This is a genomic window from Pyrinomonadaceae bacterium, from assembly GCA_036277115.1.
In the GTDB taxonomy this organism is placed as follows: Bacteria; Acidobacteriota; Blastocatellia; order Pyrinomonadales; family Pyrinomonadaceae; genus UBA11740.
In genome coordinates, this window is record DASUNM010000027.1 from 487,431 (window position 1) to 500,128 (window position 12,698).

A 12,698-nucleotide genomic window follows, 5' to 3' on the forward strand; every position below is an offset into this window, starting at 1 on the left:
GTTGGACAACACTTCCTACCGCCGGCGAGTCCAACCGCGCAAGAAGTCTCTCCATTCACGTTCTAACCTCAAAGCGACCGCGCGTTCTTTCACGGAAGCTTAAAGATCCAACCAGTGAAGACCGTCCTGGGAGGTCTCCCCGTTAAAAATCTGGAAGCGCAAATCGCCGCGAGCGGGGAGCGCCTTGAATACTGAAGGGAGAAAAGGTGATGAAGTGGAATGTGTTTGGAATGCTCGTAATGTTGGCCGCGCTGGTTACCGCGCCGCTCGGAGTTACCGCGGGCTGGGGAAGTCACGGTGGCCATAAGCCCGAGCCTAAAGGTGAGTACCGGCTCGAAGGTCCGTTTACGCACGGGAACTTGTCCGTGTTTCTGGTGCACGGCAAAGACCGGCTTAAGGGACAAACTTTTTTGACTCTGGAAGAGGCGCTGATCCAAAAGAAAGTGATCGTGCGCGAGACGCGTGAGGTGAGTCGCTTAACGATTCAGAATATCTCGACCGAAGACGTCTATGTTCAGGCGGGCGACATCGTGAAAGGCGGCGCGCAGGATCGCATGCTCGTCGTCGATCTCATTCTGCCGCCGAAATCACCGCAAGTTCCCATCGAGGCGTTCTGCGTTGAAAGCGGTCGTTGGAGCCAACGCGGCAACGAAGCCTCGACCGTGTTCAGTTCCTCTTCCAACAGCGTGGCGAGCAGGGAAGTAAAACTTGCGGCTAAAGTGAAATCGTCGCAGAGCGAAGTCTGGCGCGAAGTCTCGGTCGTCCAGGACAAGCTCAGCAAGAACGTCGGCGCGGTCGTGGCCAACGAAGCATCTCCGTCGAGCCTGCAACTAACTCTGGAAAACAAGAGTGTGCAGAAGACCACGGACGATTACCTGAAGGCGCTTTCGTCGATCGTGAACGGAAAGCCGGACGTCATCGGCTATGTCTTCGCGATCAACGGCAAAGTGAACAGTGCTGACGTGTACGCCTCCAGCGCCTTGTTCAAGAAGCTGTGGCCGAAACTCTTGAAAGCGAGCGCCATCGAAGCCGTGGGCGAACTGCGTGGCAATCAGAAGTTCGACGCGCCGAAACCCGAAGAGGTCCACTCGCTACTGGATGATTCGGGAGTAGAAAAGCAGAAGGACGTGTCGTCTCGCGTGCAGGTAATTACCCGCGATTCAGCCGGCAAGGTAAGTTTCGAGACTCGCGATCGCGCGAAAGGCGACGTGTGGGTGCACCGGAACTACATTAAGAAGAACTAAAGCGGCCAAGAGCAAAGAGCTAAGGGCGAAGGGCGAAGAGAGCAAAGAGCAGCTCTTCGCCCCTAGCATTTGAGCGATCTTGAGAAGTTCTTTCCGGCTCAGCACGTCACAATCAATCAGCAATTCATCTATTTCGGAACGCCCAAATAATCCCAAAGCTTCGGACACCATTAGCATCGACGCATCCTCGAACAGGGATCGACGATTATGTTCAAGAATTGTTTGAATTCCTGGACGTGTGTACTGCCCGATCCCTCTGCGATGTTAATCGTCAAAGACAAATCCGGCGGCCCGCAGTTGCTCCGCATATCTATGGAGTCGGCGCCCGTCTAATTGGTCGGCCAGTTTGTTAAACTTGATGGCTAGCTGTTTCGCCAGCTGCCAAATTTCCAGATCTTCAAAGCGAAAGTGGGGTCTCATCGCTTTTTCTTTGCGCTTTGCGCTTAGCTCTTCGTCCTTAGCCGCTAGTGGACAACTTTCGTCGAGTACATCACCCCATACAGCGTATCCTGATGCTTGGAAAAATCACCCGAGTTCGTGGACAGAATCATGTTGATTAGTTGCGTGCTGCCTGCATAGGTACGATAGGCCTGCCATTGCAACCGCCGAATGTCATCGGGCCTCTCCTGCACGGATTCGCGGAACGCTATTCCGCGTAGGCCGTCCAACTCCAACCAGCGCGCTTCGTCATACTTACCGATTTTTTGTTGAGTCTTCGCGGCTTCATACATCGCTTTGCTGCTGGTATCAACCAGGTTCGCCATCTGCGGCATGATCGAAACCGCTACCGTCAGAAACGCACCATTCCCGCCGTAGCTGGCTGACTCGGTCCGCGCATCGATCTTTTTCCAGTTTGCGGGCAGCGTCCAGGTAATGCCCTGCTGCTCCCAGGTTATGGTTTGACCGTTCGCGATCGCGGCCTGCTGAGCGGCCGTCGGATTCGCCTTGTCAACCGGTTCGCCGTCCGAGCTGGTCGATGTGCCGCTTGAAGAAGAGGAATTTGAGTTACTGCCCTTCCGGTTCATCAGGTTGCACGCCAGGGCCACAGCTAACAGCGCAAAGAGCGCCAGGAATTTTTTCATTCGAATTGCACCTTTTTCGGAATTGAAAATCACACGCGTTTTACGCTTAGACCCGCGCGGTGTCAACATCCGCAACGCATACATGCGGGACGATTTCGGAAGTTCTTATCCGGCGTGGTATTCTTGGTTCACAACCCCCCGTAACAAAATCATTTAACCGGCGCGCGTGATGCGCGTTTCAGAGGCACGTATGTTTACGAACATTGAACGAATAGTTGTGAAAATCGGACTGTTGGCCGCCACGGCGTCCTTGCTGTTTCTCAGCGGCTGTCAGCCGGCCGCAAATACAAATGTGAACGCGAACATCAACGTGAACGCGTCACCGGCGAATGCTAATGCCAACACAAACACAAGCAGTACGACGACTTCAGGTCTGGATACTGCCGAACCTGAAAAATACAGTGCGACGCTCGTCTTCACGCTGCAGACTTCGGGTGGCGACAAGGCGATGGGCATCCCGCCCTTGTCCGTTCAGGTGGCGCGGAACGCTGCGGATCGGCGCGTTGAATTCAAGCTGCCGGACGGCACGCCGCTGGTTTATCTCGATCACGACAACCGGCACTACGTGATTGTGCCCAGCAAGAAGCAGTACGCCGAGCTATCGAAAGAATCGACGGGAGCGCAACTGCAAAAGCTGATGACGCCCGGCCAGATCGTGGCTGACTTAAAAAACAAAAGCGGCGTCGAGAAAGTTGGCGAAGAGCAGATCAACGGACGCACAGCGGAAAAGTATCGTTACGCGGCGTCTAAGGACACAAAAACCCAGGCCGGCCAAGTGACGGCCGAAGCCTTCGTGTTCATCGACAAAGAAACACGTCTGCCTTTGCGCACCGAAGTTAATGCCGAAAGTTCAGGCGAGGTGAAGGGTGTCAACGCCGCGCGCATCGTGGCCGAAATGCGTGACCTCAAGACCGACGTGGATGCAACGCAGTTTCAAATTCCCGAAGGGTACTCGCAGGTGGCGCCCGAAAAGATCAAACAGCAGATCGATGCGTTGACGAACGCGGTGGCGTCGATTTTGCGCGCCATCATGTCGAACATGCAGGTGGGAACCAGCCCAGCGCCGAGCCCGACCGGCTCGCCCAATTAGATGAAGCGCGTACTTCTCGGTCTGGTGGCGGGGCTGCTGATCGGTGTCCTCGCCACCGTGTACTTCTTCGGCAGATCAGGCAAGGCCAGCCTGCCGGGGACCGCTTTGCGTCCGCCCGACGCGAACGCGGTGAACGCCGGTTCGGTGTCAGTTACGCTCGAAGAGAAATTCTTTGACGCGCTGCTTGGCACGATCTTTCAGCAACTTGGTCCACCGCAACTGAAGCTCGGGCAGCTTCCGTCCGAACCAACCTTTCAAACGATTGCGTTTCAGGACGCGTGCAGCAACGTCGTCATCTTGAATGCTGAGAGTGGCAACGTGAAAACCGGCGTGCGATTTACCGGTGGAAAGATTGTTGTGCCGCTGGCATTCACGGGCAGCTATAACGTGCTGGGAAAATGCATTCAATTCAAAGGCACCGGCAAGGCCACGGTTGAGCTGTCTTTCGAGCAAACCAAACAAACGGTGTTCGGCGCACTCATCATGGAAGAAGTGAACCTGGAAAACGTTCCGCCGCTCGTCAGCGCGTTCGTCACCGCGTTCGTGCGCCAGACAATCGCGGCGCAGGTGAACCCGTTCGAAGTCCTGCGTGCCTCGCAGCTCGCTTTGTCGCTTCCCATCAAAACCACCGGCGGCTCAGTCAAAGCTAACGTTAAAGACGTGCGCTCCGAAGTCCAGGAGGGATCGCTGCGAATTGTGATGACCTACGATTTCAGCGCCGAGAAGAACACTGGAGCATCCGTCCGATTCGAAAATGATGGGTCGCGCATCGCCCCGGCTAAATTAAAGACATGACGATCAAAGGAATGCACCATGTCAGCGTCGTCGTCGAGGACCTTCCAGCCGCCATTGCCTTCTTCACCACACTCGGTATGACGCGTGAAGGCGAGGCGACCGTCGAGGGCGATTGGGTGGACCGCGTCAACAGGCTCGAAGGCGTCCAGGCCGACATCGTCATGATGCGGACCCCCGACGGGCACGGGCGGCTTGAACTGACGAAGTTTCGCAATCCAAAACTGGTCGAGATCGAACCGGCGATCGCACCACCGAACACATTGGGCCTCCGGAGCCTCATGTTTACAGTCGAAAGCGTGGACGACACTGTCGCTCGCCTGCGCGCCAACGGCGCCGAACTCATCGGCGAGGTCGCCCAGTACGAGGACAAGTACAGGCTCTGCTACATGCGAGGCCCTGCGGGCATCATCGTCGCGCTGGCCGAGGAACTGTTCTAACGCGTTCACCGCCATCCGGGACGCCCCGGGCCCAGGATCGCCTCGAAAAAAATTTCGATTCACACCTGAAACGTTTCGCCTTCCACCGTCATTCACCCGCGAATTCAGAATCCGGCAGCGCTAACCAACTCAGCCGGACAACTGAATAGTTCAGCAAACGGGAGCTACTAACATGACAACGAAACTTCTAGCGGTATTGGCTTTGTGTGTTCTGATCGCGGCGTGCGAACCGGCAACCGACGTTACGAAACCCTCGGCGAGTCCGGCTACACAATCGATCGCGACACCTGCGCCAAGTCCTTCAGTAGAAGCGCCGGCGCCGGCTTCAGCGGTCGCCGGGTGGAAAGCGGGCGACAAGGTGAAAGTCACGATCAACGGCGCGGCAGTTGAAGCGACTGTCGTTTCCATCGACGAAAAGGCGCTCAAGGCAACCGTCAAGGTGCAGGGCGAAACGAAAGAGCGAACCGTGAACCTGTCGGACATCGTAAAGCAATGAGCAGGGATTTGGAGTGCGCCGGGGAGCCCGCCTCTAAACGATGAGTGGTTGAAATGTCGCCCATGAGGCAACTCAAGGTGCTGGAACCAGCCGATTTCGACCGGCTGCTGACATGGCTCGATCCGGATCCGGATCGAGCTGGTCAGCTTTACGAAAGCATTCGCTGGCGTCTCATCGCGATTCTGGCATCGCGCGGATGTCAGATTCCCGAAGAGCTGGCCGATGATGTCATCGACCGCGTCGCCCGGCGCGTGAAAGATATCGAAGCGACTTACACCGGTGACAAAGCAATCTATTTTCTTGGCGTGATGAATAACGTGCATCACGAATATCTAAGACGCCCGCCGGGACCCAGGCTGGTCGTGGCCGGAAACGATCAGGTTGAAGTTAAAGAGCAGACATACGTTTGTCTCGATCGGTGTCTGGAAAAGTTGTCGCCTCATGCGCGCGAGATCATTCAGCAGTACTACGCGGCGGACAAAAGCGCGAAGATTAGTTTGCGTAAACGCATCGCCGCAAAATTTGGCGTGAGCGGCAGCAATCTCCGTCTCCGGGCGCTGCGCATCCGCGCCAAGCTGCAGACATGTATCGAACAATGCATGGAAGTTCCGGGGCAGTAGTCATGACTGGTTCTGCTCAACCGCAACAGAGTGTTTCCGACGGCACGATTCGCCGGTTCCTTCTCGCGCAACTCACGCGCGGGGAGCAGTCGGCATTCGAGCGGGCGCTTTTAATGAATCCTCAACTCGAGCAACGCACGCGTCTCGCCGAAATCGCATTGATTGATGACTGTGTGCTGAACCGTTTGAAAGCAAACGAGCGCGACGTCTTTCAAAAAGAGTTTCTGGTAACGACGGCCCGCCGGCGGAAACTCGAAGTGTCCAAGGCGTTGCGCCAAACTCTTGCGGTGGAGAACGTATCGCGGCCGGCGCGTTCCTCAAGCGTTCAAAGTCTCTTCGTCTGGCCCACTCTGGCGTGGAGAATCGGGTTTGCGATCGCAGTGTTGACGGTTCTCTTTGCCAGCGCGCTGGTCATTCGCCGGGAACCCCAAATCGTTAAGCGAATCATTCCCAAGCGACTACGGCCGGCCACCGCACCCGCGGCAACTCCGGTGGCTGCGCATCATCCGGTTTCCGTCTACTCGCCGGAGCACAGTGAAGAGATACCTCAGTTGCCGGCACACGAAGCTTCACCGCAGACGATGATCTTGCTCGCAAACTCACCTCCCGACAACGCGCCGATCATTAGTCTTGCTCATCACGCGTCCAACGCTGTGCGAGTGGAACTGATGCTCGAGAGAAATGAGGCGGCGACGTTTAGTGCGGTCGTGACGAGCAGCACCGGCGAGGTTGTGCATGAAGCGCCGGAAATCAGCGCGCAAGACAAAGACCGTCTGCATTTTGATTTGCCGATTGAGCGGCTAAAGCCGGGCGCCTTCCAGATTTCACTGAAACGCTTGAATGGTGAAAGTAGCGCGACTTACTACTTTCGTGTGAAGTAGCCTACTTCACCCTGCTTTTGCGCCGCTTGAGAAAATCAATCAGGACAAACTGTGAGAGGTTTGAGGGATTGGCGAAGTAAGCTTTGCCGTTCGTCATCGCCGTCATTTCTTTGACGAACTCAACCAGGTAATAGTCACTGGCGAGCATGAACGTATTGATCATGATCCCGGCTTTGCGACAGGCTTGTACTTCCCGGAACGTCGCGTCCATCACCCACGGATCGCCGCCCATTGAGTTTTTGTAGAGACGACGTGCTGGGAGCGCGGACGTCTCGCCCGCATTTCGATTGGAGCCGGCAGGATGCCGGCGTCCCGCCCGCCCAGCCACCCCAGCGCGGCTGCCGCGCTGGGGACCCCGGTTCGATGCGGGCGCTCCGCTGGGCGTTCCATCGATAAAGCAGGCAGTCGGTTTTCCATCCGTCACCATCACAATTTGCTTCATGTCCTTGCGCTGCGCTTGCAGAAGACGCCGCGCCAGCCGCAAGCCTTCGGCGGTGTTCGTATGAAAGGGGCCCACTTGGGTGCTCGCCAGCTTGGCCATCGGAAGTTCTTCAGCGGTGTCGTGGAACAGAACAATCTTCAACGAATCTCCCGGATACTGTCTCCGAATCAGATGGCCCAGCGCCAGCGCCACCTTCTTGGCCGGCGTGAACCGATCCTCGCCGTACAGAATCATCGAATGCGAGCAGTCCAGCATCACCACCGTCGCGCATGACGATTGGTAATCGCACTGATGCACGTGGAGATCCCTGTATTCGAGGTTCAGCGGCACCTTCAAACCTTCACGCTGAATCGCTGACAGCAGCGTCGTGTTCACGTCGAGATTGATCGTGTCGCCGAATTCGTACGGCTTGCTCGCCGCTTCGGCCTCAACGCCGGTCGCCAGATGCGAGGTGTCGTGCCTGCCCATGGAACTCTTGCCTAAACTGCCGAGCAAATTTCGCAGCGTCTTGTAGCCGAGAAAATCCAAGCCTTTTTCGGTGACTTCAAACCTGACGTTGCGCGGCAGGGAATCTTCGACTCGTCCTTTGCCGTTGCCGCCCATCGTCTCGCGGCGCTGCTGCGCGGTCAGTGGCTCTTCATGGAGCGTTAGATAGCCTTCTTCAACCAGCCGCTCGATCAGCTGATTCAACATTTTCTGAAGCTGCGAACCTTCGTACTTGCCTTCGTTCTCGTCCAGCATCTGCTGAATCTGGTGCTGACTGAGCAGGCGTTGCTCTATCAGCGCCTCAAGCAACGCGCGCCGCAACGTGTCGAGCGACGTGTCCTGCGGCATTCTTTGTCGCGTCCAGTAATAATCATCGTCGTAACCGGACGATAGCAGCGCATCAGACAAGCTCTCCATCAGGTCGCCGAGATTGATCCCGTAGACATCGAGGCCGCTGAATTTTGAGTAGCGAGTAAACTTCATTGGTAGCCGATGCGCGCGGTGTCAGTACCGGGAGCGGTAGCGACCGGGTGACCGCGTTCTGTCAGTGTCGACCGCAAGATTGCGACCCGGTTGCTACCTCCCGGTACTGACCTCGTTGCTTAACTGTATCGTCCCGTTTCCGTCAGGTCGTCATAGATCATCCCACGCCGATCCTTCTTTGCCTTTGTCACCGCCGTGTAGCCGCCTTCTTCATTACGGCTGATCTTGTTTTCGGCGTACAGACCTTCGAGCGCGAATTCGCACGCCGCAATCGTTTGTTCGACATCGCTGCGATTGAAGTCGAACGGAATGATTGCCGTGTCGATCAATTCCGGCACCGATTCCAGCAGCAGCATGCATTCTTCGGCTGACGCAGTGTCCGCCAGCCGCACATTGTTACCTTGGTCGAACCACGCGACGGCTTTCGCAAAGTCGATGCCGACAAAATAACCTTCAAAAATCTCTCCAGCGGCGCGCTTGATTAAGTCTTTGGCGATGCGATTGGCGCCGATCTGTTCTCCTTCATATTCGAGCTCCATCTTGCCGGTCATCGAAGGGACCGCGCCGTAAATGTCGGCAATCCGCGGCACCACACGTTGTTCTTCGGTCATCAGCGAACGCCGCTCGGCGTTGGAGACGGCAGATTCCATCACTGTAATCGGCAGACGTTGCGAGACGCCGGAATGTTTGTCAACCCGCTGGTCATCTCTGGCTTCAAACGCAATTTGTTCAATAACCTCGCGAATGAATTCGGAAATCAGCAGCCGCTCTTTCAAACCGTCGCGCGCTGTCCAGGCTTCCTGTTTTGTGATTTCAACGCCGAGCGAAATCTCATTCGGATAGTGCGTCGTAATTTCCGCTCCGATGCGATCCTTCAAAGGCGAAATGATCTTGCCGCGCGCCGTGTAGTCTTCCGGGTTTGCCGAAAACACCAGCATCACATCCAGGGGCAGACGGATTGGATAACCCTTAATCTGAACGTCGCCCTCCTGCATGATGTTGAAGAGACCAACTTGGATCTTCCCGGCAAGATCGGGCAACTCATTGATGGCAAAGATGCCGCGATTCGCGCGTGGCAGAAGACCGTAATGAATTGTCAGCTCATCGCTCAGCAGGTGTCCGCCTTTAGCGGCCTTGATCGGATCGACGTCACCGATGATGTCGGCAATCGTCACGTCCGGCGTCGCCAGCTTCTCAACAAAGCGCGTGTCGCGATTGACCCAGGCGATATGCGTCGCGTCGCCGTGCAGCTCTATAGTCTGGCGCCCATACGCGCTGATCGGTTGAAAGGGATCGTCGTTGACTTCTGAACCGGCGATGACCGGAATCTTCTCGTCGAGCAGATTGGTGAGTTGACGGATGATGCGGCTTTTCGCCTGCCCGCGCAGGCCGAGCAAAATCAGATTGTGTCGCGACAGGATCGCGTTCACGAGTTGCGGGACAACCGTCTCGTCATAGCCAACAATGCCGGGAAAAAGTTTCTCGCGCCGCTTTAGTTTGCAAATCAGGTTCGCGCGCATCTCGTCTTTGACCGAAGCGCTGCGATAACCGCTTTGCTTGAGTTCGCCTAACGTGCTTGCTCGTTCCATTGTTCGGAAATTGTAAGTCGCTGGACTAGCAAAACAAAAACAGCAGTGTTTAGCTGAGGGCGTTGCCCTCGTTGGTGGGGCGACAAACAAAACTCCTTAAAGTTTAGAGGCGGGCTACCGCCCGCCTTCCGAAGATACAAAAATGGCGGGCAGTGGCCCGCCTCTAAACTGGTTGCGCCACTGAATACTGGCCGTCAGCTTGTTTGACCAATCCATCCGCCACCAACTTCGCCAAATGCGCCAGCACGGCGCGCTCAGCCATCGCAAGTGCTTTCGGCGCGACGTCTGTGTAAACCCGCGCGACAATCTCCGCCGCTGTTGATGCGCCTTCGCTTACGGCGTTCAGGATGTTTGCTTCGCGTTCCAGGCGATGTCGAATGTACTCGTCGAGCTTCTCGTAAGGATTCGCAACCGCAGGCCCGTGTCCGGGAAGTAAAACTGTGACGTTCGGCAGCGCGCGCATGCGGCGCAGTGAGTCGAGGTACTGCGACATGTTGCCGTCGGCCGGGTCGATCAGGACTGAACCGAAGCCGACGACGTTGTCGCCGGAAAGCAACACGCCCCTTCGTTCATCGTGAAAACACAGGTGCCCGCGTGCGTGACCCGGCGTATGTAGCGCGCGAATCGTGATTGGGGGGTTGCCACTCAACGTGAACGTTTGGTTGTCAGCGATAAACCAATCGACAGTCAATCGAGGTTTCAGAGCCTCGGCAGTTTGTTGATGTGCCCCGACCGGAACGCGGTATCCACGTCTTATCTCGAGAAAGTTGTTCAGAGCGTCGACGCCGGCGACGTGATCAGGATGCGCGTGCGTCAGCATAATCTCTCGTACCAGCCGCCGGCCGGCAATCAAGCGGTCGATCGCTTCTGCCAGAGTTTGCTGCTCATCTTCGTAAGGCGAGCCCGGATCGATCACCAAAATGTCGGTTGACGTGTAGATCAAATAACAGTTCGTATGCGTCGCGGGCGGCTTGGTCGGCGTGCGCAAGGGAAAACAAATGTAGCCTGGCCGGAATTCTATTTTCCGCGTCGGGTTACGATGTGCCTCGGGTTCCGACAGAAATCGCTCGACAAGGTCGCCGGTCAATCCACCGGCCAAAGTCTTCAACGCATGGAGGACGGGCGGCGCCGCCAGACCGTCGTTTCGCTGCCACTTTTCATAGGCTTCGCGCGCGCTGATCCACTCGCCGCTTTCCAGCTCGCCGTCGCCAGTCACCTGCGGCTCCTGCTTTGGCGGGCAGTTAACGAGAAAGAACCATGTGTCGAACCGTTTCGGCGCAAACGGTGGCGTCACCCAACGTCCGACAAAAGTGAAATCATTCGCATCCAACTTTAGACCGTAATGACTGAGCAGTTCCGGCCACGACATACGTCCTGATTCGAGATCATCCAACACAGAAGCTCGCTGCCCGATCGTCAGTGTTTCCGCCCCGCGCGCGAGCAGCACGCCCGTCTCTTCAAACATCTCGCGCGCTGCGCAACTGATCATTGCGGACCGGTCCGGATCGTCCGCGCTGCTTGCAACTGGCGTTTCGGCATCAGACCTTTCCGCTTTTCCACCGGGAAACGCATAGAACCCGCCGAGGAAAACAAGCTTTAAACTACGCTTGACCCAGAAGACTTCGGGATTGTCTGGATTGGTGTTGTGACGGAGGAGGATTACCGCGGCCGCGTCTGCTGGGAGCGCGGGCATCTTGCCCGCATTGAGCGCTTCAGCGCGAATAGATTGATTCATCTGGTTAAGAATTTTGAGCGTGCTGCGCGCGCTTTGCGGACCGGATGTCCAGCACCCCAAGCGGGCTGCCCGCTTGGGGACCCCGCCCCGCGCACCCAGGTCACGACCAGCGAAATCTTTCGCCGTCGCCAGCCGTCCAGGGATTGCCGCGCATGTGATAGCCGCCTTCTTCCCAAAAGCCGGCTTGATCCTCCGAGAGGAAGCGCACGCCTTTCACCCACTTCGCGGACTTCCAGGCGTAGAGTTGCGGAATGATTAACCGCACCGGGCCGCCGTGATCGGGAGGAATGGGCGCGCCATCATGCATGAACGCGAACAGCGAATCTTCTTTCAGGAAGTACTCCATCGGAACGTTCGTTGTCCATCCGTAGTCGAACGCGAGCGCTAGGACAAACTTCGCTTCGGGCTTGACGCCCGCGCGTTCAGCGATTTCACGCGTTGAAACTCCAGTCCAGACGTTGTCGAGCCGCGACCAGCGTGTCACGCAATGAAAGTCTGAGTAAACTTTCACCGCCGGCAGTTGCAGAAATTCATCCAGTGAAAACTTTAGCGGGTTCTCGACCAGGCCCTCGACTGCAAACGTCCACGTCGCCAGATCGACAGACGGCGTGCCGTGCGCGTCCAGCACCGGCCACTTCTTAGTGCGCGACTGTCCCGGCGGAATTCGATTGTCGCGCCGGGTATCCGGACTGATGATCACGTCCGCGTCGCTGATTTCTTCCGGCCTGCGCGGCGCGTTGTCCTGGTATTTAGGGTCTTTGATTAAGGTGTCGAGGAAACTCATAAAGCAGAGATCAGATTCCAATATTAGAAGTCAGTCAAAACCGCCAGCGATACTTTGGGTGAATTACTTTTCAAAAGTGCTGACGCGCTGTGCGGTGATCAATGAATCGATGAGGGCGCGTTCCTTGTCCACCAGCGTGCGCAGAATTTGGCTGAAGATTCGCTGCGACAAATGTGGATCACGCAGGAGCAAGGTGCGAAACGCTTCCTCGCTCCACTTCAGCACGACTGACGCTGCCTGCGAGCGCACCGACGCTGAACGCGGGATGCCGCAAAGCACGGCGAGTTCGCCGGTAATCGTTCCCGGTTTCGTTTCCGTCAAAACCACGTCGGTGCCACTTCGGTTGACGAATACTTCCAGGCCGCCTGTCAGCAGGAGCACGACGAAGTCCGCCTTGTCGCCCTCCTTCATCAAGACTTCGTCCGCGCCGTATTCCTTCACTTCGCCAGACTGCAACAAGCGCCTGGCGCCGTCGGTGGTGAAGCCGTCGAATAGCGGAAACTCAGTGATCAATTCGGCGTAGTTATCGCTCAT

Annotated in this window: 13 protein-coding genes; 7 read left to right on the forward strand and 6 right to left on the reverse strand. The window is 56.6% G+C overall.

The features are described from left to right. Positions 1 to 209 precede the first annotated feature (209 nt). Positions 210 to 1,244 (forward strand): DUF6569 family protein, encoded by a 1,035-nt coding sequence (locus tag VFX97_18425; GenBank protein HEX5705182.1) that lies wholly within the window; start codon positions 210 to 212, stop codon positions 1,242 to 1,244. Positions 1,245 to 1,708: 464 nt separating this feature from the next. Here VFX97_18425 and VFX97_18430 read toward each other — a convergent pair whose 3' ends face one another. Then, a complete protein-coding gene (locus VFX97_18430) occupies positions 1,709 to 2,326 on the reverse strand; it encodes a hypothetical protein (GenBank protein ID HEX5705183.1) in 618 nt (205 codons plus the stop codon). A gap of 190 nt (positions 2,327 to 2,516) precedes the next feature. Between VFX97_18430 and VFX97_18435 the strand changes: the two genes are divergently transcribed. The 6 genes from VFX97_18435 to VFX97_18460 all read left to right on the forward strand — a co-directional run bounded on the left by VFX97_18435 (position 2,517) and on the right by VFX97_18460 (position 6,645). Next, positions 2,517 to 3,416 carry a hypothetical protein gene (locus tag VFX97_18435; GenBank protein HEX5705184.1) on the forward strand — a complete coding sequence of 300 codons (900 nt, stop codon included), beginning with the start codon at positions 2,517 to 2,519 and terminating at the stop codon, positions 3,414 to 3,416. Then, complete coding sequence (locus tag VFX97_18440; GenBank protein ID HEX5705185.1) at positions 3,417 to 4,211, forward strand: hypothetical protein; 795 nt, start codon at positions 3,417 to 3,419, stop codon at positions 4,209 to 4,211. Next, on the forward strand, positions 4,208 to 4,648 hold the full coding sequence (locus VFX97_18445) for a VOC family protein (protein HEX5705186.1): 441 nt from the start codon (positions 4,208 to 4,210) through the stop codon (positions 4,646 to 4,648). The genes VFX97_18440 and VFX97_18445 overlap by 4 nt, the downstream gene beginning before the upstream one ends. Positions 4,649 to 4,820: 172 nt before the next feature. After that, a complete protein-coding gene (locus tag VFX97_18450) occupies positions 4,821 to 5,144 on the forward strand; it encodes a hypothetical protein (protein ID HEX5705187.1) in 324 nt (107 codons plus the stop codon). Positions 5,145 to 5,206: 62 nt separating this feature from the next. After that, entirely contained in the window at positions 5,207 to 5,764 is a 558-nt protein-coding gene (locus VFX97_18455) for a hypothetical protein (protein ID HEX5705188.1), read from the forward strand. A 2-nt stretch (positions 5,765 to 5,766) separates the two neighbouring features. After that, positions 5,767 to 6,645: a hypothetical protein gene (locus tag VFX97_18460; protein HEX5705189.1), complete on the forward strand. Its 879-nt coding sequence runs from the start codon at positions 5,767 to 5,769 to the stop codon at positions 6,643 to 6,645. A gap of 1 nt (position 6,646) precedes the next feature. Here the strand turns inward: VFX97_18460 and VFX97_18465 are convergent, their stop codons facing one another. The 5 genes from VFX97_18465 to VFX97_18485 form a co-directional block, all read right to left on the reverse strand. Continuing rightward, positions 6,647 to 8,056: a VWA domain-containing protein gene (locus tag VFX97_18465; protein ID HEX5705190.1), complete on the reverse strand. Its 1,410-nt coding sequence runs from the start codon at positions 8,054 to 8,056 to the stop codon at positions 6,647 to 6,649. Between the two features lie 119 nt (positions 8,057 to 8,175). Beyond that, entirely contained in the window at positions 8,176 to 9,645 is a 1,470-nt protein-coding gene (locus VFX97_18470; GenBank protein HEX5705191.1) for a hypothetical protein, read from the reverse strand. Positions 9,646 to 9,808: 163 nt separating this feature from the next. Beyond that, positions 9,809 to 11,380, reverse strand: a complete 1,572-nt coding sequence (locus tag VFX97_18475; protein HEX5705192.1) for an MBL fold metallo-hydrolase — start codon at positions 11,378 to 11,380, stop codon at positions 9,809 to 9,811. A 100-nt stretch (positions 11,381 to 11,480) separates the two neighbouring features. Then, a complete protein-coding gene (locus VFX97_18480; protein HEX5705193.1) occupies positions 11,481 to 12,164 on the reverse strand; it encodes a sulfite oxidase-like oxidoreductase in 684 nt (227 codons plus the stop codon). A gap of 63 nt (positions 12,165 to 12,227) precedes the next feature. Then, positions 12,228 to 12,698 (reverse strand): cyclic nucleotide-binding domain-containing protein, encoded by a 471-nt coding sequence (locus tag VFX97_18485; protein HEX5705194.1) that lies wholly within the window; start codon positions 12,696 to 12,698, stop codon positions 12,228 to 12,230.

Coding starts and splice junctions, on each gene's coding strand:
- VFX97_18430 (HEX5705183.1), bottom strand. CDS start 2,326: ATGAAAAAATTCCTGGCGCTCTTTGCGCTGTTAGCTGTGGCCCTGGCG.
- VFX97_18425 (HEX5705182.1), top strand. CDS start 210: ATGAAGTGGAATGTGTTTGGAATGCTCGTAATGTTGGCCGCGCTGGTT.
- VFX97_18435 (HEX5705184.1), top strand. CDS start 2,517: ATGTTTACGAACATTGAACGAATAGTTGTGAAAATCGGACTGTTGGCC.
- VFX97_18470 (HEX5705191.1), bottom strand. CDS start 9,645: ATGGAACGAGCAAGCACGTTAGGCGAACTCAAGCAAAGCGGTTATCGC.
- VFX97_18485 (HEX5705194.1), bottom strand. CDS start 12,698: ATGAGCGATAACTACGCCGAATTGATCACTGAGTTTCCGCTATTCGAC.
- VFX97_18455 (HEX5705188.1), top strand. CDS start 5,207: ATGAGGCAACTCAAGGTGCTGGAACCAGCCGATTTCGACCGGCTGCTG.
- VFX97_18475 (HEX5705192.1), bottom strand. CDS start 11,380: ATGAATCAATCTATTCGCGCTGAAGCGCTCAATGCGGGCAAGATGCCC.
- VFX97_18465 (HEX5705190.1), bottom strand. CDS start 8,056: ATGAAGTTTACTCGCTACTCAAAATTCAGCGGCCTCGATGTCTACGGG.
- VFX97_18450 (HEX5705187.1), top strand. CDS start 4,821: ATGACAACGAAACTTCTAGCGGTATTGGCTTTGTGTGTTCTGATCGCG.
- VFX97_18460 (HEX5705189.1), top strand. CDS start 5,767: ATGACTGGTTCTGCTCAACCGCAACAGAGTGTTTCCGACGGCACGATT.
- VFX97_18440 (HEX5705185.1), top strand. CDS start 3,417: ATGAAGCGCGTACTTCTCGGTCTGGTGGCGGGGCTGCTGATCGGTGTC.
- VFX97_18445 (HEX5705186.1), top strand. CDS start 4,208: ATGACGATCAAAGGAATGCACCATGTCAGCGTCGTCGTCGAGGACCTT.
- VFX97_18480 (HEX5705193.1), bottom strand. CDS start 12,164: ATGAGTTTCCTCGACACCTTAATCAAAGACCCTAAATACCAGGACAAC.